At 39.2% G+C, this 23999-nt stretch carries 27 protein-coding genes; 17 read left to right on the plus strand and 10 right to left on the minus strand.

From position 1 onward, the window contains the following. Positions 1-39: 39 nt before the first annotated feature. A complete protein-coding gene (gene zapE, locus H4J38_RS03205) occupies positions 40-1155 on the minus strand; it encodes a cell division protein ZapE (RefSeq protein ID WP_182129369.1) in 1116 nt (371 codons plus the stop codon). 180 nt (positions 1156-1335) lie between these two features. Here zapE and H4J38_RS03210 point away from each other — a divergent pair, with 180 nt between their 5' ends. The 4 genes from H4J38_RS03210 (at position 1336) to H4J38_RS03225 (ending at position 5592) form a co-directional block, all read left to right on the plus strand. Continuing rightward, a complete protein-coding gene (locus H4J38_RS03210) occupies positions 1336-1800 on the plus strand; it encodes a YhcB family protein (protein WP_182129371.1) in 465 nt (154 codons plus the stop codon). Between the two features lie 124 nt (positions 1801-1924). Then, positions 1925-3286 (plus strand): Do family serine endopeptidase, encoded by a 1362-nt coding sequence (locus H4J38_RS03215; RefSeq protein WP_182129373.1) that lies wholly within the window; start codon positions 1925-1927, stop codon positions 3284-3286. Positions 3287-3608: 322 nt separating this feature from the next. Beyond that, positions 3609-4307, plus strand: coding sequence for a glucosaminidase domain-containing protein (locus H4J38_RS03220; protein WP_182129375.1), 699 nt, complete (start codon positions 3609-3611; stop codon positions 4305-4307). 280 nt (positions 4308-4587) lie between these two features. Next, positions 4588-5592, plus strand: a complete 1005-nt coding sequence (locus H4J38_RS03225; RefSeq protein ID WP_182129377.1) for a trypsin-like peptidase domain-containing protein — start codon at positions 4588-4590, stop codon at positions 5590-5592. Between the two features lie 139 nt (positions 5593-5731). Here H4J38_RS03225 and murA read toward each other — a convergent pair whose 3' ends face one another. The 7 genes from murA to mlaF all read right to left on the minus strand — a co-directional run bounded on the left by murA (position 5732) and on the right by mlaF (position 10423). Further along, positions 5732-6994, minus strand: coding sequence for a UDP-N-acetylglucosamine 1-carboxyvinyltransferase (gene murA / locus H4J38_RS03230; RefSeq protein WP_182129378.1), 1263 nt, complete (start codon positions 6992-6994; stop codon positions 5732-5734). 27 nt (positions 6995-7021) lie between these two features. Continuing rightward, on the minus strand, positions 7022-7279 hold the full coding sequence (locus H4J38_RS03235) for a BolA family protein (RefSeq protein WP_182129380.1): 258 nt from the start codon (positions 7277-7279) through the stop codon (positions 7022-7024). 24 nt (positions 7280-7303) lie between these two features. Beyond that, positions 7304-7600 carry a lipid asymmetry maintenance protein MlaB gene (locus tag H4J38_RS03240; protein ID WP_182129382.1) on the minus strand — a complete coding sequence of 99 codons (297 nt, stop codon included), beginning with the start codon at positions 7598-7600 and terminating at the stop codon, positions 7304-7306. Between the two features lie 68 nt (positions 7601-7668). After that, the gene (locus tag H4J38_RS03245; protein ID WP_259365370.1) at positions 7669-8307 is read right to left on the minus strand and encodes a phospholipid-binding protein MlaC; all 639 of its coding nucleotides are present in this window, start codon (positions 8305-8307) and stop codon (positions 7669-7671) included. A gap of 2 nt (positions 8308-8309) precedes the next feature. Beyond that, on the minus strand, positions 8310-8780 hold the full coding sequence (gene mlaD / locus H4J38_RS03250) for an outer membrane lipid asymmetry maintenance protein MlaD (RefSeq protein WP_182129384.1): 471 nt from the start codon (positions 8778-8780) through the stop codon (positions 8310-8312). A gap of 60 nt (positions 8781-8840) precedes the next feature. After that, positions 8841-9617: a lipid asymmetry maintenance ABC transporter permease subunit MlaE gene (gene mlaE / locus H4J38_RS03255; protein WP_182129386.1), complete on the minus strand. Its 777-nt coding sequence runs from the start codon at positions 9615-9617 to the stop codon at positions 8841-8843. Beyond that, on the minus strand, positions 9614-10423 hold the full coding sequence (gene mlaF, locus H4J38_RS03260; RefSeq protein ID WP_182129388.1) for a phospholipid ABC transporter ATP-binding protein MlaF: 810 nt from the start codon (positions 10421-10423) through the stop codon (positions 9614-9616). Before mlaF ends, mlaE begins: the two co-directional genes overlap by 4 nt. Positions 10424-10837: 414 nt before the next feature. Here mlaF and H4J38_RS03265 point away from each other — a divergent pair, with 414 nt between their 5' ends. The 12 genes from H4J38_RS03265 (at position 10838) to mgtE (ending at position 20521) form a co-directional block, all read left to right on the plus strand. Beyond that, the gene (locus tag H4J38_RS03265; RefSeq protein ID WP_182129390.1) at positions 10838-11818 is read left to right on the plus strand and encodes a calcium/sodium antiporter; all 981 of its coding nucleotides are present in this window, start codon (positions 10838-10840) and stop codon (positions 11816-11818) included. Between the two features lie 16 nt (positions 11819-11834). Then, entirely contained in the window at positions 11835-12800 is a 966-nt protein-coding gene (locus tag H4J38_RS03270) for a KpsF/GutQ family sugar-phosphate isomerase (protein WP_182129392.1), read from the plus strand. A gap of 1 nt (position 12801) precedes the next feature. Further along, a complete protein-coding gene (kdsC, locus tag H4J38_RS03275; protein WP_182129394.1) occupies positions 12802-13347 on the plus strand; it encodes a 3-deoxy-manno-octulosonate-8-phosphatase KdsC in 546 nt (181 codons plus the stop codon). After that, positions 13344-13910: an LPS export ABC transporter periplasmic protein LptC gene (gene lptC / locus H4J38_RS03280; RefSeq protein ID WP_182129396.1), complete on the plus strand. Its 567-nt coding sequence runs from the start codon at positions 13344-13346 to the stop codon at positions 13908-13910. Before kdsC ends, lptC begins: the two co-directional genes overlap by 4 nt. A gap of 31 nt (positions 13911-13941) precedes the next feature. Continuing rightward, positions 13942-14421 (plus strand): lipopolysaccharide transport periplasmic protein LptA, encoded by a 480-nt coding sequence (gene lptA / locus H4J38_RS03285; protein ID WP_182129398.1) that lies wholly within the window; start codon positions 13942-13944, stop codon positions 14419-14421. Next, positions 14422-15153 (plus strand): LPS export ABC transporter ATP-binding protein, encoded by a 732-nt coding sequence (lptB, locus tag H4J38_RS03290; protein WP_182129400.1) that lies wholly within the window; start codon positions 14422-14424, stop codon positions 15151-15153. Positions 15154-15213: 60 nt separating this feature from the next. Then, on the plus strand, positions 15214-16722 hold the full coding sequence (locus H4J38_RS03295) for an RNA polymerase factor sigma-54 (protein WP_182129402.1): 1509 nt from the start codon (positions 15214-15216) through the stop codon (positions 16720-16722). Positions 16723-16756: 34 nt separating this feature from the next. Further along, positions 16757-17044, plus strand: a complete 288-nt coding sequence (gene hpf / locus H4J38_RS03300; protein ID WP_182129404.1) for a ribosome hibernation promoting factor — start codon at positions 16757-16759, stop codon at positions 17042-17044. Between the two features lie 27 nt (positions 17045-17071). After that, positions 17072-17524 carry a PTS IIA-like nitrogen regulatory protein PtsN gene (gene ptsN / locus H4J38_RS03305; protein ID WP_182129406.1) on the plus strand — a complete coding sequence of 151 codons (453 nt, stop codon included), beginning with the start codon at positions 17072-17074 and terminating at the stop codon, positions 17522-17524. Between the two features lie 6 nt (positions 17525-17530). Beyond that, complete coding sequence (gene rapZ, locus H4J38_RS03310) at positions 17531-18385, plus strand: RNase adapter RapZ (RefSeq protein ID WP_182129408.1); 855 nt, start codon at positions 17531-17533, stop codon at positions 18383-18385. A gap of 6 nt (positions 18386-18391) precedes the next feature. Further along, entirely contained in the window at positions 18392-18670 is a 279-nt protein-coding gene (locus tag H4J38_RS03315) for an HPr family phosphocarrier protein (protein ID WP_182129410.1), read from the plus strand. A gap of 489 nt (positions 18671-19159) precedes the next feature. After that, on the plus strand, positions 19160-20521 hold the full coding sequence (gene mgtE, locus H4J38_RS03320; RefSeq protein ID WP_182129412.1) for a magnesium transporter: 1362 nt from the start codon (positions 19160-19162) through the stop codon (positions 20519-20521). 158 nt (positions 20522-20679) lie between these two features. Here the strand turns inward: mgtE and pmbA are convergent, their stop codons facing one another. Further along, entirely contained in the window at positions 20680-22041 is a 1362-nt protein-coding gene (gene pmbA, locus H4J38_RS03325) for a metalloprotease PmbA (protein WP_404842583.1), read from the minus strand. A 99-nt stretch (positions 22042-22140) separates the two neighbouring features. On the opposite strand from pmbA, the gene yjgA reads away from it, so the two are divergent. Next, positions 22141-22659: a ribosome biogenesis factor YjgA gene (yjgA, locus tag H4J38_RS03330; protein ID WP_182129416.1), complete on the plus strand. Its 519-nt coding sequence runs from the start codon at positions 22141-22143 to the stop codon at positions 22657-22659. 160 nt (positions 22660-22819) lie between these two features. Here the strand turns inward: yjgA and H4J38_RS03335 are convergent, their stop codons facing one another. After that, on the minus strand, positions 22820-23968 hold the full coding sequence (locus tag H4J38_RS03335) for a succinylglutamate desuccinylase/aspartoacylase family protein (RefSeq protein WP_182129418.1): 1149 nt from the start codon (positions 23966-23968) through the stop codon (positions 22820-22822). Between the last annotated feature and the right edge of the window lie 31 nt (positions 23969-23999).

Genomic DNA, 23999 nt, shown 5'->3' on the forward strand with positions numbered 1-23999 from the left:
TTAAAACCGCTAAACAGCGAATAACTCATCATTAATATATTAAGGTAAATGTTCACTGGCTAAATAGCTATGCGACTGCATTTCTTGCAATCGACTTAAACACCGCTTGAATTCAAACGTTAAGCGGCCTTCTAAATATAAACACTCTAGAGCGACTTCCGCTGAGATAATTAATTTAACATGGCGTTCATAAAACTCATCAACTAAAGCAATGAACCGACGCGTACTATCATCATTATCAACGCCCATTTGCGTAACATTTGCCAGTAATACTGTATGATATAAGCGGCTCAGTTCCATATAATCGCGCTGACTTCGCGCAGATTCACACAGGGTTGAAAAATCAAAATGCACTACACCATCCGACTCTTGAATCGTGGTTAGCGAGCGGTTATTAATGTTAATAACCTTACCCTTTTCACCGGCTTCAATCGACAACTGTTGAAAATACTGCATTAAATTTTCATCGGCTTGTTGATCTAAAGGGTAATGAAATATTTCAGCTTGCTCTAAGGTGCGCAGTCGATAATCAACACCACTATCCACGTTAATAACATCACAACATTGATTAATTAACTTTATTGCTGGCAGGAAGCGTTCACGCTGCAAGCCATTGCGATATAACTCATCAGGAATAATGTTTGATGTAGCAACAAGCGTGACATTGTGGGCAAATAACTCTTCAAACAAAGTGCCTAAAATCATAGCGTCGGTAATATCTGACACAAAAAACTCATCAAAACAAATAATACAGGTTTCATCGGCAAAGCGTTTAGCAATAACCTTAAGCGGATCTGACTGCCCTTGTAGCGATTTCAATTCTTCATGCACACGATGCATAAAGCGATGAAAATGCACTCGCATTTTATTCTGAAATGGTAAACAATCATAAAAGGTATCAACAAGGTAAGTTTTACCTCGGCCAACACCGCCCCAAAAATAAATACCTTTTATCAGCTTTATTTCCGGTTTCGCTACAACTCTCTTCCAGTTATTTAATACTTTTTTAAAACCGGTTACCGGTAAAGGTTGAGTAATTAAATCGTCGTAAAGGCGTTGCAAATTTTTAACGGCATTTTCTTGTGCCGCATCAAAATGAAAATCATCGCGGGTTAAATCTTGCGTATACTTGCCAATTGGAGATAATTTAATCATTTAACAGCCGTTTAATTAGTACTAACTTTATTTTTTTATAACGTTTACACAAACTACACTTGAAATATATTTTTTTGCAAATATATTCATTAGGAAAGTAGCGTGAAGCACGTTATATTAAATTGGATTGAAGGTTATTTTCTCTAATTTTTTCCATGAATACAATGAAGGTAAAGAAATATGAATGTTGTTTTAGGACTCGGGCTATTTATCGTTGGTGCAATTATCGGTTTTTTTGCTAGCAGAATACTTTTTTCATCTACTCAAGAAACACAGAAACTCGCGGCTAAAGCCAGTCAAAGTGAATCAGAATTAGCACGGTATAAACTTGATGTCGCAGAGCATCTTGAAAACTCAGCCAATTTACTTGGGCAAATGAACAGTACTTGCCAAGTGGCTATGGCACAAATGGCGCAAAGTACTCAACTGTTGCAACAAGCCACACCAGATAACATTGAAAACATGCCATTTTTCTCTAAAGAAACACAAGAACAATTAGCACAAACTGTGAACTTGCGACATAACAAAAGTGTGCGTAAAAATGATGAAACAGCGTCAGAGCCACCTCTTGATTATTCCGGCGCCCCCAGTGGCTTGTTTGATGACAAGAAACATAGTGTTACAAATTCTGAGACCAATAATTAGGAACTAATTTTTTTATTCCATGTCTTTAATTGGGTGATAGTAACAGGATTAACTCGCTAAACATTAACTAAACATCGAGTTGTTCCTGTTTCTTTAAATACTTTAATTAGGAGTTTTCTGTTATATGAAAAATTTATCAGTTTTAATTAATACTGTTTTACTTTCCTCTACACTTGCCATGGCAAGCTTACCCGTACAAGCCGAATTACCTCAATCGCTAAATGGGCAAAATATGCCTAGCCTTGCACCTATGCTTGAAAAGGTAACTCCGGGTGTTGTACTAATATCAGTTCGCGGTACCCATGAAGTTGAACAACGTGTACCCGATGCATTTAAATTTTTCTTTGGTAATCCTCGCCAAGGTAAAGGCCAACAAAAAGAACGACAATTTCGCGGTTTAGGCTCAGGGGTTATTCTAGACGCTGACAAAGGTTATATCGTCACTAACAGTCACGTAATAAATGATGCAGACGAAATTCAAATTACTTTAAAAGATGGTCGCCAACTTGAAGCAAAAAAAATTGGTGGCGACGAAGCTAGCGATATCGCTTTATTACAAATAAAAGCAGATGATCTTGTTGCAGTAAAAATTGCTGACTCTGATAATTTACGTGTTGGTGATTTTGCTGTTGCCATCGGGAGTCCATTTGGCTTAGGACAAACCGTTACCTCTGGTATTGTTAGTGCGTTAGGTCGCAGCGGTCTCAACATTGAAAACTACGAAGATTTCATTCAAACCGATGCCGCGATTAATAGCGGAAATTCAGGCGGCGCCTTAATCAACTTGCGTGGTGAATTAATCGGTATCAATACCGCTATTTTAGGCCCTAACGGTGGCAATGTCGGTATTGGTTTTGCCATTCCAAGTAATATGGTACAAAACCTGGTAAATCAAATAATTGAGTTTGGTGAAGTTCGACGCGGTGTTTTAGGTGTTGCTGGTCGCAGTGTCAATAGTGAAATTGCCAAAGCAATGGAGCTTGATGTTAGCCAAGGTGGTTTTGTTGAACAAGTCACTCCAGATTCAGCCGCTGATGAAGCCGGTATTAGAGCTGGCGATGTTATTATTAAAGTTAACGGTAAAATGATTAAAACCTTTAACGCACTTAGAGGTAAAATTGGTTCAATTGGCGCTGGGCAAACTGTAAAAATAACCGTGATAAGAAAAGACGGTAAAGAAAAGACCTATGATGTCACGTTGAAAAAGTCTGAAATGGCAAATATAGAAGCAGCGAGTTTACATCGCATGCTGGATGGTGCTGAACTGGAAAATAACAGCCAAGGCAATGGCATTACAGTTGCTGAAATAGCTGAAAATAGCCCTGCTGCCGCAGTTGGTTTACGTAAAGGTGATGTAATTAATGGCATTAATCGCCAACGTATCAATAATATAGGTGAGTTACGTAGCTACTTAAATGATCATAAAGGTGTTTTTGCACTGAATGTTCAGCGCAACAACTCTTCATTGTTCTTAATGATTCGTTAGTAGAAACCAACAAGTGGCTTTCATTGATCTATAAAGCCACGTTACTCAACACTAAGAACTAAGCCTGTCTAACAACAGGCTTTTTTATCGCTCGAAATCTCACACCATCATCAGTTTAAGGTTTTATCTGACTTTGGTTATAGCTTATTTTAAAAGATTAGAATATTACAAATGAGAAAAATAACCTGAACAGAGGGCCTATATTTTAGGGTAGCTTACGCGAGGTTAGTTACCCGGTATTTGGGCAGTTGTATATATATGCTATTATAGCGTAACCTATTTTTTATAGTTAATATTTTAACACTTCAAATAAAGGCTTTATATGAAATTAACTTCTTTCCAATCTAAAATATTAATCGCGTTAATCTCCTTATTCTTGTTGTCTGCCGTTATTTATTTCTACTCATCGCAAGAAACAACTTTGCCAAAAATGACAGTGCAAGAGAAAAAGGCGCGTTTTAAAGAGCTCATTATTCCAGCAGTAAACGAAGTATACGCTGAACTTATGGAACAATATCAAGACGTTTCAGCATCACTTAAATCTGGTGATAATATTGAAGAAATAGAAGAACTTAAAGTGGAATACAAAGCAAAAAGCGATGCAGAACTTTTAATGGCACTTAAGCCACACCCAAAAAGTATCGCTATTGCACAAGCCGCCATGGAAAGTTCTTGGGCTACTTCTCGATTCTTCAGAGAGGCCTATAATATTTTTGGTGTTTGGTCATTTGATGAAGATGAACCCAGAATTGCTGCACTGCAAAAACGCGGTGATAAAACGATTTGGGTAAAAGAATACTCATCAGTAAAAGCGTCAGTTCGTGATTATTATCGAACAATTGCACGAAGCACTGCGTTTAAAGAGTTTAGAAAATTAAAAATGAAAACAGATGACCCATTTGCTTTAGTTAAAAAGTTAGATCGTTATTCTGAAAAAGGAGCAGAATACGGTCATGAATTAACATCTATTATTAAGTTTAATAAATTTCATAAACTTAAAGAGGTTAATACTGAAGATTAACTATTTTTTTAATCAAAATCATAGACTCAACTAATTTATATTTTAATGTCTAGGTTGCTAGACATTAAAATATATCAACAGCAACCTAAAAGATAATATCCATGAGCAGATAATGCACTGCAAATTATTGTAAAATCGCTTTTAAAAGATATAGCTAGACAAGACCTTATAACCACAATGGGTTTATGTTAATCTACTAAAAATTAGACTAATAAAAATAATCCTGTTGAAAATTATCAATGCCCTAAAGTTTATCCTTCGTTCAGCCAGCTACGGTGTCATGTTTGCAGTAGTTTTGTTGATATTAGTACCTGAGCTACGTGAGAATAACATCTTACCTTGGCAAGTATTTACTGCCACCGAACAAAAGCAACAACCACTTTCTTATGCAAAAGCAGTGCGGTTAGCTGGCCCTGCTGTAGTCAATATTTACACTGAAGATATTCAAGTTAACCCAACTTATGGTCGTCAATCGCGTAAAGTCACCCGTTTAGGTAGTGGCGTTATCATGCATGAACAGGGCTATATTCTAACTAACTACCATGTAGTGCAAAGTGCTGATTTAATTGTAGTGGTATTGCAACGCGGGCAAGAACTTCATGCTGAACTCATTGGTTACGATGTGCTTACCGATCTTGCAGTATTAAAGGTTCACGACAATAATTTACCTGTGATCCCACAAATTAGTACATTAACATCACAAGTTGGTGATGTGGTGTTAGCTATTGGTAACCCTTTAAATCTTGGCCAAACCGTTACACAAGGTATTGTTAGCGCAACAGGGCAAAGTGGCTTAAGTACTAGCTACTTACAATTTTTACAAATGGATGCCGCCATTAATGAAGGCAATTCCGGCGGCGCGCTTATCAATTCTAACGGCGAATTAGTCGGTATCAATTCAAGAAAGTTTACTCAGGCCAATCCTAATCTCAATATCCAGGGAATATTTTTTGCGGTTCCGTATCAATTAGCGCGTACAATTATGTTGAAAATAATTGAGCATGGACGAGTAGTGCGTGGTTGGCTTGGTGTCGACGCAAAAGATTCTGTGACTAGCCTAAAAGGCTTTATTATTGGTGCGATAACGCCAAATAGCCCCGCCCTCAAAGCAGGACTTCAATCTGGTGACGTGGTTTACCAAATTAACGATATTCGATTACAGAATGCAAAACAGGGCTTAGATGTTGTCGCAGAAGCCGCGCCAGGGAGCATATTAAACTTTATGATCTCTCGCGATAACCAACTGTTAACCTTGCCAGTTACCATTGCTGAAGTGCCCAAATAGTATCAATTGATATAAGAGCTTTTAGTTACCCTTTTTAATTAGCCTTACACAAAAAAATCCCAGCAAGTAGCTGGGATTTTTTATGAAACAATTAACGTCTAATTCAGCTTAACGCTTAACACGCGCAAATACGCTAGATTTAACTCGCTTTAATACGCGTAATATTTGCACCTAATGCTTGCAGTTTATCTTCAATTTTTTGATATCCACGATCAATATGATAAATGCGATCAACTTGCGTTTCTGTACTCGCTACTAGTCCAGCAATTACTAAGCTCGCAGAGGCACGTAAATCTGTAGCCATAACCTGTGCACCATTTAGGTGTTCAACACCTGTACTGATGGCCGTGTTGCCTTCAAGACTTATTTTTGCACCCATACGCTGTAATTCAGGCACATGCATAAAGCGATTTTCAAAAATAGTTTCTGTTGTCGTTGCTGTGCCATCAGCTATGGCATTAAGTGCAACGAATTGCGCTTGCATATCGGTTGGAAATGCCGGATGAGGCGCAGTGCGAATATTAACCGCTTTTGGCCTAGTAGTCATTTCCAGTTCAATCCAGTCATCACCCGTGGTGATTAACGCGCCAGCTTCTTGTAATTTACTTAGCACGGCATCTAAAGCTTTAGGATCGGTATTTAAACATCTGACTTTACCTTGCGTTACTGCTGCAGCGACTAAAAACGTACCTGTTTCTATGCGGTCTGGCATTACTGAATAACTTTCACCTTGTAGCTTTTCAACGCCGGTGATCGTTAAGGTATCAGAGCCTGCGCCTAAAACGATGGCGCCCATACCATTGAGACAATTAGCTAAATCTACAATTTCGGGTTCACGTGCTGCGTTTTCGATAATAGTTACGCCATCAGCAAGTGCTGCCGCCATCATCAAATTTTCAGTACCCGTAACACTGACGGTATCCATAAAAATAGTCGCACCTTTGAGTCGACCATTGTTTCGAGCAATGATATAGCCATTTTCAACGTCTATATCTGCACCCATCAACTTCAAACCATGAATATGCAGGTTAACCGGTCGAGCACCAATAGCGCAGCCACCCGGTAAAGACACTTCAGCATGACCAAAACGGGCAAGCAAAGGGCCTAAGACCAAAATAGATGCTCGCATGGTTTTGACTAATTCATACGACGCGCGACAATGGTCAATACTACTAGCATCGATCATCAAACTACTCTCACTAACCCACTGACATTTAGCACCAAATTGAGACAAAAGCTTAATCGTAGTTTCTATATCATTGAGTTTAGGAACATTGGAAAAAGTGACCGGGGTTTCCGAGAGCAATGCAGACATTAGAATAGGTAATGCTGCATTCTTTGCGCCTGAAATAGTCACTTCGCCGTGTAGTGGTTGCCCACCTATAATTTTAAATGCGTCCAATTGAATATTCTTTTAAGTCGGTGTTAATTAAAGAGGTAAATTAAACATTTTTTCACGCTGCCAATCAGACGTTGTGAAAGTTTTAATGGTTACCGCGTGAATGACACCTTCATTAATAACTTTTGCTAAGGGTGCATAAATTGTTTGTTGCTTTTTCACTCGGCTCAATTCACCTAAAAAGTCAGCAATGGCAATGACTTTACATTGTGAACCATCAAATGCTACGTGAATCTCGTCTAATTCAACTGCATCGGTAATTAGCTTTTCTATATCTTTTACTTCCACTTTTTGCTCCAAATAGCGTGTAGATTAGGTGTTTTCTATTGGCAATAAGGTATCAACTGCACTTAACTTTGCCAACTTTAATAGGTCATCAGGTAAATTAACCAATTTGATATCACAGTTTTTGCTCGCTGCTAATTCTATTAATAACAGAATCCAAGCTAAGCCTGCAGTGTCAATTTGACTGACTTTAGCCAAATCAATAATCATGCGCTCATGATCAACTAATTGACGGTATTTTTTATCAAATTCACGCGTTATTGTAGCACGCGTTAAGGCACCACTAAAAACCGCTTTTTCATTTGCTTGTTGGACATCTATCATTTTAATCTATTAACAACCCTTAATACGCTATTTTATCTGTACGTTTTAAATAACTAATGCAATTGCTATTACTTGAATTCAATGCTTTTTTCACTTTTTTCTTTCAGCATTTCAGTAACATGAGACAAGCCTTTTTGACGGATCAAACTACTTAATTCCGCTTGTTTGCTATCAAGTAAACTTATACCTTCGGCAACCATATCGTAAGCTTTCCATTCGCCAGTTTTTTTATGCTTGCGCACGCGAAATGAAATATTAATGGGCTCGCGCCCTAGCTCTATTACACTGGTGGCAACAGATACCACGCGATCATCAGAGAAATCTCTTGCCGGTGCAAACTCTACTTCTTGGTTATTGTATAAAGTAAAAACCTGTGCATAAGAAGTAATAAGGTATTCACGAAATGCTGGAACAAATTCAGCTCGGTCCGCTTTATTAGTTTTCTTAAAGTTGCTACCAATAACTTTATATGCCGCATATTGATAATTTATATAAGGCATTAATTCTTCACGTACTATGGTCTTTAACAGATTAGGCTCTTTACGTATTGCACTTTGTTCATTAGCAAAACGTTTAAAAGTAATCTCGGCAACCGTTTTAATCATTTGATAAGGGTCTTTTTTGTCAACCTCTTCTGCGGCACTAGCCCAGGTAGAACAAGTTAAAAGCGTTAAACAAAAAAAGAATCTTTTCATCGTATCATTCATGATTAATCACCACTTCCTTGACCAAACAAAAATTGCCCAATTAGCTCTTCTAAGACCAATGCTGGCTTGGTATCTTCAATATAATCACCGGGTTGCAAAGTTTCAACTGAGGTATGAATAAAGCCAGGTAACAAACCTACATATTGTTCACCTAATAAACCCGCGGTTAATATTGACACTGAAGTCGCTTCTGAAAAGTTATTGTACTCAGCAAAAATATCTAAAGTCACCACGGGAGTATAATCTTCTCTATCTAACGAAATAGCACTAACACGGCCGACCACAACGCCACCCACTTTAATTGGCGAGCGAACTTTTAAGCCGCCAATGTTGTCAAATTTGGCATATAACTGATACGTGTTACCAGTACCTGTAATACCGCTATCAGCAACTTTTAGTGCTAGCATTAACAATGCAGCAATACCAATTGCAGCAAATAGTCCGACCAATAATTCTATTTTTTTCGACACCATGTCTTCCACCAAATTCAAATAATATTTAACTAAATAACCGCTATAAATTTTTTACAAAGATTAACTTGTAAACATTATCGCGGTTAATACAAAATCTAATCCTAAAACTAATAGTGACGACTGCACTACGGTTGAAGTTGTTGCTCGGCTGATACCTTCAGAGGTTGGCTCACAAGCATAACCTTTATAAACCGCGATCCAAGTCACCACAAAAGCAAATACTAAGCTTTTAATAATACCATTTAAAATGTCTTTTTCGAATGATACTTGCGACTGCATTACCGACCAAAACGTACCGCTGTCAACACCTAACCAATCAACACCAACTAGATGAGCACCTAAAATACCCACCGCAGAGAATATAGCTGCTAACAGTGGCAAACTGATAAAACCAGCCCAAAAGCGCGGGGCAATAACACGACGCAAAGGATCTACTGCCATCATTTCAAGGCTAGAGAGTTGCTCGGTCGCTTTCATTAAACCTATTTCAGCGGTCAGCGCAGACCCGGCTCGACCAGCAAAAAGTAAGGCGGCAACCACTGGTCCCAATTCGCGCAATAACGACAAGGCTACCATGGGCCCTAAGCTAGCTTCAGCGCCAAAATCAACCAGAATAGTATAGCCCTGTAAAGCCAATACCATGCCAATAAACAAACCCGAAACAACGATGATAACTAAAGATAATACGCCAACGGAGTACAATTGGTTCAACAACAAAGGAAAACCTTTGCGTGGATTCGGAATATGAAAGAGTGCTGATGCTAACATCAATAAAGCTCTACCTAAGCCTGAGATTTGTTCGATAATGGTATGACCCAATATTTGCAGCTGCTTCACTTCTCAACACCTCGACCCATTAACTCTTCACTATATGACGCCGCAGGATAATGAAATGGCACTGGGCCATCCGCTTCCCCTTTAACAAATTGCTTCACTAAAGGTGAGGTGTGCGCGTAGATTTCTTCCGGCGTACCTTGGCCAATAATTTTTTGTTCTGCAATAATATAAATATAATCTGCAATACTCATCGCTTCTGGGACATCATGAGAAACCACCACAGAGGTTAATCCCAATGCATCACCTAATTGATGAATGAGCCGGACAATTACGCCCATAGAAATAGGGTCTTGGCCAGCAAAGGGTTCATCGTAAAGAATGAGTTCAGGGTCAAGCGCAATTGAGCGAGCTAATGCTGCTCGACGCGCCATACCACCAGAGAGCTCACTTGGGCGTAAATTTCTTGCACCACGCAAACCCACCGCTTCTAATTTCATTAGCACCATTTTTTCAATGATGTCTTCTGATAGCTCAGTATGCTCGCGTATAGGAAAGGCGATATTGTCGTAAACACTCATGTCGGTAAACAAGGCACCACTTTGAAATAACATACTCATACGTTTACGTATTTCATATAACGCACTACGAGACAATTTAGGAATGTCGTGGCCATCGAAAAGGATCTGCCCAGACTCTGGTTTAATTTGACCACCAATTAAGCGCAATAACGTTGTTTTACCAATACCACTTGGGCCCATTATCGCGGTAACTTTACCTTTAGGAATAGACAAACTAATGCCATCATAAATAACACGCTCGTTACGCTTAAAGGTCATGTTTTTGATATCAACTAAAATTTCGGACATATCGCTTGGAATAACATCACTGTTAATTATTGTTTTATGTAGCAGAATTCTACCGCAGCGCAACACCCCAGTCATTACAAATTAACAAATATTTAGCAGTAAAAGAGTAACCAAAAGTAATTAAGTGTAATTAAAATGTGATATATATTGATATTCATGGCGCTAGATCAGATGAAATGTCGTACGGTAGACGTAGACATCATTAAAATTTAGCAATACCCAAGCTATTTTAACGGTTTAATGTTGAATCAACGTGCCAAAAATATCAGAAAAAGCTTATAATGCTGATTGCACGACATAATGTGGGCAAAATGAGTATTAATTGGGTGTCATCGGTTATCATCAATGGTTTATAATTCCTCTTTCTATTTCATCATCAATAAACTATTTACCATAGCCAAACAGGAGTTTTGAATGTTCATCCAAATTTTGATCTTATTACTTTCACTAGTCATTTTAGTGTGGAGTGCAGACAAATTTGTATTTGGTGCCTCGGCATTAGCACGAAATCTTGGTATTTCTCCTATGATAATCGGCTTAACTATCGTTGCTATGGGCTCTTCGGCTCCTGAAATGATGATCGCCGCCACCGCTTCTTTACAAGGGAATCCAGATACGGCTATTGGCAATGCCATTGGTTCAAACATTACCAACATTGCATTGGTGCTAGGCTTAACCGCACTGTTTCACCCTCTATCGGTTTCGTCATCAACCATTAAACGTGAAATTCCACTAATTCTCGTCATTACCGCCATAGCAACATACATGTTAGCCAACAGTAACTTTAGCTTTACTGAAGGCATGATTCTTCTTATTGGCTTTGTACTTTATATCTCTACCTTGCTATTTGTGACCTTAAAGCGCGCAAAAGAAAATCCTATTGACGATAAAATGGTGCTAGAAGCAGAGCAAGAAGTGCCTGACGGCGTCAGTACTAAAAACTCCATACTCTGGTTAGTTGTTGGCATAATATTACTACCATTGAGTGCTAGCTACCTGGTTGACTCATCTGTATTTATTGCTAAAGCGTTTGGTATAAGTGATCTCGTTATTGGTTTAACTGTTATTGCCATAGGTACCAGTTTGCCAGAGTTAGCCGCCAGCATTATGAGCATTATTAAAAAAGAAGATGATCTTGCTTTAGGTAATATTATTGGCTCAAATATTTTTAATATATTAGCGGTATTGTCACTTGCAGGTTTAATTTCCCCAGGCGATATTGATAATGCCGCTGCAGTTCGCGACGCGCCATTTATGCTAGCAACCACCTTCTTATTATTCATACTTTGTTTTAGTCGTGGTGGAAAGTTTCGCATCACGCGCGCGAAAGGGTTACTATTATTAGCCGTATTTATTGGCTATCAAGTGCTACTTTTCAGTCAAATTAACGCGTAACAATTGGTCTACAATAATGAAAAACTTTAAACAATTAGCACTAAATGTCATTAATATTGAGCAGCAAGCTATTGCAGAATTGTCGCAATTTATAGACGACTACTTCGCTCAAGCCTGTGAGCTAATGTTTAACTGTCGCGGTCGCGTCATCGTTATTGGTATGGGGAAGTCTGGCCATATTGGTGGCAAAATTGCCGCAACATTAGCAAGTACGGGTACCCCTTCATTTTTTGTTCACCCTGGTGAAGCAAGTCACGGTGATCTCGGCATGGTCACAGCAGATGATGTAGTACTCACCATTTCTAATTCTGGTGAAACTGGCGAGGTATTGGCAATTATTCCGGTGCTTAAGCGTATCGGGGCAAAACTCATTGCTATGACAGGTAACCCTGATTCCACACTCGCTAAACTTGCCGATACCCACGTCTGTGTAAAAGTATCACAAGAAGCTTGTCCTTTAGGCTTAGCACCAACATCTAGTACAACAGCAACTTTAGTCATGGGCGATGCCCTAGCGGTTGCTTTATTAAATGCGCGAGGTTTTACCGCTGACGACTTTGCCTTATCTCACCCCGGTGGCAGTTTAGGTAAAAGATTATTATTACGTTTAGCCGATATAATGCACAAAGATGAACGTCTGCCAACCGTAACAGAAACTGCTAAGATTAAAGATGCCTTAGTTGAAATGTCTCTCAAAGGCTTAGGTATGACCGCTATTGTTGACGCTAAAAATAGCCTAGTAGGCCTGTTTACTGATGGTGATTTACGCCGTATTTTAGACGCAGAAATTAATATTCACCAAGACAGTATTACCAGCGTAATGACTAAAAATCCCCTTGTTGCTAAGCAAGATATGTTGGCCGCTGAAGCATTGAAAATAATGGAAGACAAAAAAATTAATGGTTTAATTATTGTCGACGATAATAATCACCCTATTGGCGCCATGAATATGCATGACTTATTAAAATCTGGAGTGCTATAAATTGGACAGTTTATACGGAAAAGTTGCGCCGAGTGTTTGGCAAAAAGCACAAAAGATTAAACTTTTTGTTTGTGATATTGACGGCGTTTTTTCAGACGGCCGTATTTACTTGGGCAACAACGGTGAAGAGCTAAAAGCCTTTCATACCAAAGATGGTTATGGCATTAAAGCACTAGGTGCAAGTGGAGTTGATGTTGCTGTGATCACGGGCAGAAAATCTAATATCGTCCAAACACGCATGAGCGCATTAAATGTTAAACATATAGTGCAAGGCGAAGAAAATAAACTACCCGCATTAAAAGCGATGATAGCCTCTTTGCAACTAACGCCTGAACAAGTCGCTTACATCGGCGATGATATGCCAGATTTTGACTGTCTTAACTATGTCGGTTTTAGTATTGCAGTTAATGACGCACACCCTGCCATTTTAAACCTCTGTAATTACACAACCTATATCCGTGGTGGTTTTGGTGCTGTACGCGAAACTTGCGATCTTATTATGCAAAGTCAAAACACCTTAGCCGATGCAACAGGTGCTAGTGTATGAATCGCATAACCCTTGCGACAATAAGCTTATTTCTACTGGCTTTAACCACCTATGGCTTACTTGAATGGTATGGCGCACAAAAAGAAACCAGTAATATCCTCGACAGTAGTAATAACCCAGAATTTATTGCTGAAAACCTCAACAGTGATGTTTACAAAGCATCGGGTGCATTATCTTATAATGTTGAAGCACAACGAATGGAACATTATGCTCAATTAGAGGTCACACACTTTGAATATCCAAAATATACCTTATACCCAAAGAACAACAAACCTACTTGGCAAATAACCGCTGATGAAGGCACGTTATATAATAACAATCGTGTAAAATTAAAAAATCGCGTACGTTTAATCGCTACTGATGAAGAAAGTTTGATACAGGAAGTACACGGAAAAAATTTAGAAATGGACTTAAAAACTAATATTATCAGCTCAGAGCAAACTATCTTAATATTAGGTAAAGGATTTACTATGTATGGCTCAGGATTAATTGTAGACTTAAACACAACACAGATGACATTGACTGAACATGTGCAAACCATTTATAAAAAAATTAAAAAATAACTTTATTTGCCTTACCGCTTTAGCATTATTAATGCCAGTAGTAAACGCAGAAAAATTTGACGTAGAACAAGAAATAAAAATATCTTCTTCGCGCCAAGCTGCCGATCTAAAAAATAAAATATTCAGTTATATTGATAATGTCATTATTTCTCAAGGCACGCTAAAGATACATGCCGAATTAGTACAGGTTATCACCCAAGACCAAAGCAATAATAAAATTTATATTGCCAAAGGCTCACCTGCGACATTTGAACAAACGCTGCAAGATGGTAGTCCAATCAACTTACAAGCCAATGAAATTCGTTATGAACCTGCCATGAATACCGTGGTTATTTCAGGCAATGCATTGCTTCGCCAAGAAGGCAGTGAAGTTAGCGGCAGTAAAATCACTTATAATTTCGACACTGAATATGTCAATGCCGAAAGCCTAGAAAATGCTAAGGTTGAAACAGTATTACAGCCAAAAAATAAAACTGAATTGCCAAAAAAATCAAAGGACAAGCAAGAGTAAATGTCAACTTCAACCTTATCAGCAACCGGCCTAGCAAAAGCCTATAAAGGCAGAAAAGTCGTTAAAAACGTCAGTATGAAAGTGTCCGCTGGGCAAATTGTTGGTTTATTAGGTCCCAATGGCGCCGGTAAAACCACCTCCTTTTATATGATTGTTGGCTTAGTTAATAACGACAGTGGCTCAATTGTTTTGAATGATGAAGACTTAACCTTATTACCCATGCACGAACGTGCACGCAAAGGTATTGGCTATTTACCACAAGAAGCGTCCATTTTTCGAAAGTTATCTGTTTATGACAACATCATGGCTATTCTACAAACACGTAAATCGCTTACTGATGTTGAACGAGAAGAAAAACTTGAGCACTTATTAGAAGAGTTCAACATTGGCCATATCAAAGATAACTTAGGTATGAGCTTATCTGGCGGTGAACGCAGACGTGTTGAAATAGCGCGTGCGTTAGCAGCGGATCCTAAATTTATTCTACTGGATGAACCCTTTGCAGGCGTTGACCCTATTTCGGTAGGTGATATAAAAAAAATTATCCTACACTTAAAAGAACGCGGCATAGGTATTTTGATCACTGATCATAATGTACGAGAAACACTCGATGTTTGTGAGCATGCTTATATCGTTAGTCATGGTGAGCTTATCGCTGAAGGGAATTCGAATCAAATACTTGCAAATCAACATGTAAGAGATGTATACCTTGGTGAACAATTCACGCTATAGTGAGTAAAAGACTACAGCGATACAACAATAATGTATTTGAACAGGGAAAAGAAAACGTAAATGCGTCCTACTCTGCAGCTCCGTATCGGACAACAGTTAACGATGACCCCGCAATTGCAGCAGGCTATCAAGCTACTGCAATTATCAACTTTGGATCTCCAGCAAGAAATTCAAGAAGCACTTGAAAGTAACCCTTTGCTTGAAGTTGATGAATCGTTTGATAATAATTCAGAAAATACCCCAGACAATTTAGAAGAAGCATACTCGGCAGGTGTTGGCGAAACTAAAGAAATGGCCACCTCTGATGGTAGCGAAGATTCTGCACCTAGTATTGATGAAATAAGCTCCTCAGAAGGTTTAGCAAAAACTGATATTCCCGAAGAACTGAACAGCGATAGCACATGGGATGATAACTTTAGTGCTGGAGCAAGTAGTGGTGGTGTTGGCCACGCATCAGAAGATTATACCTACCAAGGTGAAACAAAAGATTCACTGCAAGACCATCTTATTTGGCAGATGGAACTAACCCCCTTTAGCGACACTGACCGAACTATTGCTATTGCCATTATTGAAGCCATAGACGACGCTGGTTACTTAACAGTTTCAGCTGATGAGATCTTAGAAAGCGTTGGTATTGACGATGTAGAACTTGATGAAATTGAAGTGGTGTTAAAACGTATTAACGTGTTTGATCCGGTTGGTGTTGCCGCCCGCTCAATTCCTGAATGTTTACTTATTCAACTCAATCAGTTCTCTAAAGACACCCCTTGGTTGGCAGAAAGCAAATTAGCCGTCACTGAATATATTGAATTACTAGGCAATCGCGATTATCGACTACTGATGCGTAAATTACGCCTGAAGGAAGATCAATTACGCGAAGTTATTCGCCTGATACAAAGCTTAGATCCCCGTCCGGGTGATAGCGTGATAAAAAGTGAAGAACAATATGTTATTCCCGACGTGTCAGTTGAAAAGAAAAACGGCCGCTGGACAGTAGAGCTTAATCCCGATACGGCACCTAAACTATCGGTTAATCAGCAATACGCCGCTATGTCACGAACGATGAAATCGTCTGCTGACAGCCAGTTTATTCGTTCTAACTTGCAAGAAGCAAAGTGGTTTATCAAAAGCTTAGAAAGTCGTAACGATACGCTATTAAAAGTTTCAAATTGCATTGTGCAACGCCAGCAAGGATTTTTTGAACATGGCCCTGAAGCCATGCGTCCTATGGTACTGAATGATATTGCCGAAGCTGTCGATATGCATGAATCAACCATTTCTCGTGTTACCACGCAAAAATACATGCATACACCAAGAGGCATTTATGAGCTCAAGTACTTTTTCTCCAGCCACGTAAGTACGGAAAATGGCGGCGAATGTTCATCAACCGCTATTCGCGAATTAATTAAAAAGCTTGTTGCTGCCGAAATTCCAGCAAAGCCATTAAGCGACAGCAAAATGGCAGATATTTTAGCAGAACAAGGTATAAAAGTAGCAAGACGTACGATTGCCAAGTACCGCGAGTCACTTTCTATACCACCATCAAATCAACGTAAAAGCCTATTGTAGGCAGTCTTATTCACAAAAAAGAGGAATGAAGCTTATGCAAATTAATCTTACTGGACACCATGTCGATGTTACCGACTCATTACGTGATTATGTAAATGGCAAATTTGAAAAGCTAGAACGTCATTTTGATCAAATCAATAATGTACATGTAGTACTAACTGTAGAAAAAATGAATCAGATTGCTGAGTCTACTGTGCACTTAAGTGGCACAGAAGTTCATGCTAAGGCAGAGAATGGCGATATGTATGCATCAATTGATGCATTAACTGATAAGTTAGATCGCCAAATTCTGAAGCATAAAGGCAAGATAAACAAGCATTAACACCCTCGTATTAGGTTTTAGAAGTTTATGAAGTTGCAAGACATCTTAACCCTGGACTGCACAATTTGTGCAGCACCAGGTTCCAGTAAAAAACGCATCTTAGAGTATTTAAGTAGTTTGGCTGCCGAAAAACTGCAGAACCATGATACTTTTCAACTATTAGAAAGCTTAGTTAAGCGCGAAAGAATGGGGTCTACTGGCATAGGCAATGGCATTGCTATACCACATGGACGTTTAGATAATTCTACCCAACCTATTGCGGTAGTTATTACCACAGAGCAAGCAATTAATTTTGACGCGATAGATCATCGTCCTGTTGATATTTTTATCGCCTTATTCGTTCCCGAAGAAGAATGCCAAAATCATCTCAGTACACTGCAAAGCATTGCAAAAATTTTTCGTGAGAAGCAATTTTGCAAGCAAGTGCGTAAATGCCAAAGTAATCAAGAACTGTTTCAGTTAATCCAACAAGCGAGTTAAACACGGATGAAGTTAATTATTGTAAGTGGCCGTTCAGGCTCTGGGAAAAGTGTTGTTCTGCGTGTTTTAGAGGATTTAGGCTATTATTGTGTCGATAATATTCCAGTAAATTTATTACCCGCACTAACCCATACTGTGATTAATGATTATGAAAATGTTGCGGTAAGTCTCGATGTACGTAATCTCCCGGCAGATCCTAACGATGTCCCTGAAATATTTGAATACCTGCCCAATGCTGTCGAATTAAGCATTCTTTATTTAGATGCTGACGATAGTGACCTTATTCGCCGATTCAGTGAAACGCGCCGCTTACATCCGTTGATCAAGCAAAACATTGCCTTAGACCAAGCCATTGCCTTAGAGAAAAAACTACTTGAGCCAATAGCCACCCGAGCAAACTTATACATAAATACTAGTCAACTATCACCACACCAACTAGCCGATTTAGTCAGAGAGCGAATTCTGGGTAAAACCTCGGGATCTATGGTGGTGGTATTTGAATCCTTTGGTTTTAAACATGGTGTGCCTCAAGATGCCGACTATGTTTTTGATGCGCGATTTTTGCCTAACCCGTTTTGGGATAAAGAACTAAAAGACTACACGGGTTTAGACAAGCCAGTACAAGATTTTCTTGCAAGCCAACCCATTGTGACAAAATTTATTTGGCAAATTAACAGTTTTATGATGACTTGGTTACCCCATTTAGAGCGTAATAATCGCAGTTATATTACCATTGCTATTGGTTGTACAGGTGGCAAGCATCGTTCGGTATATATTGCCGAATTACTAGCAAATAATATGCGTAAAGAACGTAAAGATGTGCAATCTCGTCACCGTGACTTACCTGTTGCAGGTACCTAAGTTGTCATGAGCAAGCAATTGAGCCGAGAAGTACTTATCATCAATAAACTTGGACTACATGCCCGAGCAGCTTCTAAGCTTGCACAATTAAGCCAAAAATTTACCGCTAAAGTCACCATTGAATTAGACCAAAACCGTGCAGACGCAAATAGTATTATGGGGCTTATGCTACTTGCAGGCGCCCAAGGAAAAACCATCAAGGTAATTGCCTCTGGTAAAGAGGCTGAAAAAGCCCTAGAAGAAATTTGCCAATTATTTGGTGACAAATTTAACGAGGCTGAATAGTAATTTAATTTTAAACCTAACTCACCTAATGCTTAAGTTGATAAAAAAGCTGCAAAAACTGAGAAATTACGGTAAACTCAACGCGGATAATTATTAGCAAACAATACCAATAGAAATAATAATTTAGCCAACTTAGCGCTATATTAGGGAATATAGAACAAGCGAAATAACTCAAGCATAGTCTTTATCTCCTGAGTCACTCGACCTCCCATATCTTTTGTTCTAATATTTATTTTTTGGTATAACTTAACCTTAATAATTGTCTTTCATAATAGGGTCTGTTTATTTTTTTGGTTGAAATTTAAGTCATGTAAAGTGACTTTAAAGCCCAAAAGTAGCGTAAGTTTGAAATTGACACCGCGTGTTACACGTTTATGCAGCTAGCTACATTTTATATGTTGTGTTGATTCTAAATAGCAAAGAAACTACTGTAAAATAAATTCAACAATCCCTGATAGTTTTCGTTTTGCAACGGCAAAGGGTAAATGTATGCCGGAAGTTTCTGAACAAGAATACAGTCACCAGCGTCTTCAGCAGGTTAATGATGCCCTCGATAGTGGTATGTTTGTCTATGTCCGCAAACTGTTGCAAGACATGCCCGCTTACGATCTCGCCTTATTATTAGAGTCATCTCCAACTAAAAGCCGTATGGCACTTTGGCAGCTTATTGATGCCGATCATCACGGTGATGTGCTCGAAGAACTAAACGAAGAAGTTCGAAAAGGCATTCTGAAAAATATTAATCCAGAAAAGCTAGCTGCTGTTGCAGAAGGCATGGATGTTGATGATTTAGCCGAAGTTTTCAGAACATTACCTGACAGTGTTTATCAGGAAGTGCTTAACGCGATGGACTGGCAAGATCGCAGTCGTGTAGAAGCCGCACTTTCATTTGAAGAAGATACTGCCGGCGGTATTATGAATACCGACACCATCTCTATTCGTCCTGATGTGACGGTAGATGTGGTATTACGTTATTTACGCTTACGGGGTGAATTACCTGAAGCAACCGACTCTTTTTATGTTGTCGACCGAGCAGATCATTTCATTGGTGCCGTTTCCTTATCAGCCATTGTTACTGCCAAAGCAGAAACAATTATATCGAGCCTAATCGATAAAGACATTGAAGCTATTACCGCTGATATGAACGAAACTGATGTCGCGAAATTATTCGAGCGTTACGATTGGTTTTCAGCGCCCGTTATCGATCATGAAGGTCGACTTCTAGGTCGTATTACTATCGATGATGTTGTTGATATTATTCGTGAAGAAGCAGAGCATTCCATGATGAGTATGGCGGGTCTAGACGACGAAGCCGATACTTTCGCTCCGGTCTTAAAAAGTACCCAACGACGTTCTATCTGGTTAGGCGTAAACTTAATTACCGCACTTATGGCGGTTGCTGTATCGAGTATGTTTGAAGGCATTTTAAATCAATTAGCTATTTTAGCTGTGCTTAATTCTCTCGTGCCTAGCATGGGCGGCGTCGCAGGCAATCAAACATTAACTTTAGTTATTCGTGGTATGGCCTTAGGTCATGTTGGTGAAAGTAACTCACGAATTCTCCTCTATAAAGAACTGGCCATTGGCTTTTTTAATGGTTTGATTTGGGCGGTGTTAATTGCCTCCGTGGTTGCTATTTGGCAGCAAAACTTAATGCTCGGTGCCATCATTGCTTTTGCCATGTTAATGAATATGACTGCGGCTGGTATTGCCGGTGTTACCGTGCCATTAATGTTGAAGAAAATGAACATAGATCCTGCATTAGCCGGTAGTGTAATCCTAACAACCGTTACTGATGTTGTCGGCATATTCGCATTTTTAGGTACCGCAACCCTATTACTAGGTAACTAGTGCGTGTTAACTAACGCTGGGTAACGAGCACTTGCTAACTAAAGCCATGAGTCATTATTCCAACTTTCCTTAACGCTTGTCCTTATTGAACTATACCTACAAAAAAGCGAGCTACTTAGCTCGCTTTTTAGATCTTACACTAATAGGTTCAGTAGCTATTAGCTGCCAGCAACTTGCATCTCATTAACAATAACAGAGCCGGTACGAATACTGCCACGCATATCTGTATCGTTACCAATAGCAACAATACCAGCAAAAATATCCTGCAATTTACCGGCAATGGTAATTTCATCAACTGCGTAAGCTATTTCACCATTTTCAACCCAGAAGCCCGCGGCTCCACGAGAATAGTCGCCGGTAACCACATTAACGCCTTGGCCCATAAGTTCAGTAACTAACAAGCCCGTACCTAAGGTTTTTAACATGGCATCAAAATCGCCACCTTGCCCAGCGCCTTTCATACCGAGCTGCCAATTATGAATACCGCCGGCATGGCCGGTTGTTTTCAAACCCATCTTACGTGCTGAATAGCTTGTTAAAAGGTAAGTCGCTAAACTTCCATCGGTAATTATTTCACGATCAAGGGTGGCGACACCTTCAGCATCAAAAGCACCACTTGCCAGCGCTTTTTTTAAATGAGGACGTTCGCTGATGCTTAAAAAATCAGGAAAAACTTGCTTGCCAATAGAGTCCATCAAAAAAGAAGATTTTCGATATAAATTTCCACCACTAATGGCAGCAATAAAATGACCAAACAAAGTATTAGCGATATCAGCACGAAACATCACCGGCACTTTAGTGGTCGCTAATTTACGAGCCCCTAATCTAGATAAAGCTTCTCTAGATGCTTGTTGCCCTACTTTAGTTGCACTTTCCATAGCATCAAATTCACGGCTAACGGTATAAGCGTAATCGCGCTGCATATCATCACCTTCGTTAGCAATCATTACACAACTTAAACTATGCCTAGTGCTCGGATACCCAACTAACTGGCCATGGCTGTTACCGTAAACTTTAAAACCTTCAAAGCTGGCTAACGTAGCCCCGTCTGAATTAGTAATGCGTTTATCATAGGCAAGGGCGGTGTCTTCACATGCTTTCGCTAAACTAATCGCTTGCTCAGTTGTTAACACCTTAGGATGATATAAGTCTAAATCTTGCGGCGACATAGCCAGCGACTCTTTATCAGCCATACCTGAGCATTCATCAACAGAGGTATACTTAGCAATATTTACCGCAGCTTCAATCGCTTGTTTTAAGGCTTTTTCAGATAAATCAGCGGTAGAGGCACTCCCCTTACGACCATCTTTATAAACCGTAATACCAAGGCCACCATCATTGGTAAACTCAACGTTTTCAACTTCGCCCAAGCGTGTACTTACGCTAAGGCCTTGTTGGCGACTCATTGCAACTTCAGCACCATCGGCTCCAAGTGATTTAGCCATATTCATCGCGTCATTAACACGATTTTTCACTTGTTCTATTTGCATTTGGATACTATCGGAATCGCTCATGGGCAAATTATTTCTCACATTTTATCGATACAAACAACAGGAATGTTTTTGCTGCTACTGCTTTGTTGTATACTATAGGTAATTATCACTTGATTACTTAACATTATGCCCCACTCTGCCAACGATATCGATGAATTAGAAGAAGAATTACTGAGTAAATCGGAAATAAAACGAGAAATGCATCGACTGCAAGATTTTGGCCTAGTCATAGTCAAAATGTCGAAGCATCAACGCAGTAAATTGCCGCTAACTGATGATCTTAAAGCCGCTATGTTGCTGGCGGATAAAATCACCAATAAGCATGAGGCTTTGCGCCGCCATGTCCGTCATATTGCAAAAATATTGTCTGAAACCGATCTTGAACCGATTAAACAAGCTATGGATGTTATGGCCAACAAACATCAACAAGAATCGGTCAAATTTGAAAAACTTGAAAAATTGCGCGACGACCTTATAGCTGAAGGCAACGACACAATTGAAGCATTGTTAGCCGAATACGAAAATATGGAAAGACAAAAGCTTAGACAATTAGTACGCCAAGCTAAAAAAGAACATACGGCTGAAAAAGTCGGAAAACATTACCGTGATTTATTTGCTTATTTAAAAGAACACGTAGTTTTTTAAATGCCTAGTGCGTAAAGAGCAGAAAAATAATATCCGCATAAAAATAACGCCTTAATTTAAAACATCTGGATGATACCAAGTGGATTAAATCAAGGCGTTTTTACATGCAGTGGTTATACAATAAATTATACAAAAGGCTATACAGAGAAAGTACTCGCCATTATAAAACACTATACTTGCTAAAGACTTTATAAAGTTCAGTACCTTGATTCACACTTGCTGAAGCAAAATGTAAAATAGGGATAACACTATGATCAAGACTTATATAGTGTAATGGATCGCCGTCACCGTAATTATCCATACGAAGAATACGTGCTAAAGGCTCGCCTGCAGATAAAGGCTGACCAAACTCTGCTAAATAATCCACCATGCCACCCATCGGCGAATAAAGCGCTTTATAGTTCTCTAGCATACAGCTATATCTAATCATGACTTTTGGATGGTAATCATGGCTATTTATCACCCCTTGATACTGCAAGTAACTTAAAATTCCCAATGCATCATCATGAGCCACGTCTAAATCAATCTGCTCTTGCGAACCCAGTTCAACGGTAAAGCTTTCTTTGATCACCGCATCTTTACCTTGATTAGCGTCAGTTTTCGTTATTGGAAAATCTCTTCCTAATTCAGCAAATTTAAGTTGTAAGCACCACCAAGGACAAAATGTTGCTTCATCTAACGCGCCATCAAAACCATTAGGGATAAATAAAACATGTGGAATGTCAAAATATTTGGCACTGACTTGCGCATATTCAGGGCAATATAAGTGCTTACTAGAAATTGGCCCCGTGTGCAGATCCAATACAATATCAGCCTGATGTGCTAAACGTTGTAGCTGAAAGGCAATACGCTGACCCGTTGTAAGACCATAAATATTATGATTTAATTTTTGCGATATTTGTTCCAGCATTAAGGCTTTAAAAGCACGCTCAATCTCAACAGCAGACTCAGTTAAATACGCCTGTGCAAAAGGCTCTATAATATTTTCGTCAAAATGATACATGCGATTCCAGTTAACACCGGTAATTGGATCAAATCGACCTAAGGTATATTCACCATTTTTGTGGTTACAAGCGACAGGGTTGGCATAAGGCACCAGTGTAATACTGCCATTTAATTCAAGGGTTTTTAATTGCTCTAGCAACTGAAAAATAACCGCATTGCCTTGCACTTCTGCGCCATGCATATTGGCTTGTATGTAAACGTCAGGCCCTCGCTGTTTACCTTTGATACGATAAACTGGCACGGTAAGCGCAGCACCACTGGCCATTTCACCCACATGCATGACTTCTTTACTAATTAAATTCATAAATAACCTATACCAATCGACCTAATTTATT

This window comes from Colwellia sp. BRX10-3, assembly GCF_014077505.1.
Taxonomy (GTDB): Bacteria; Pseudomonadota; Gammaproteobacteria; order Enterobacterales; family Alteromonadaceae; genus Cognaticolwellia.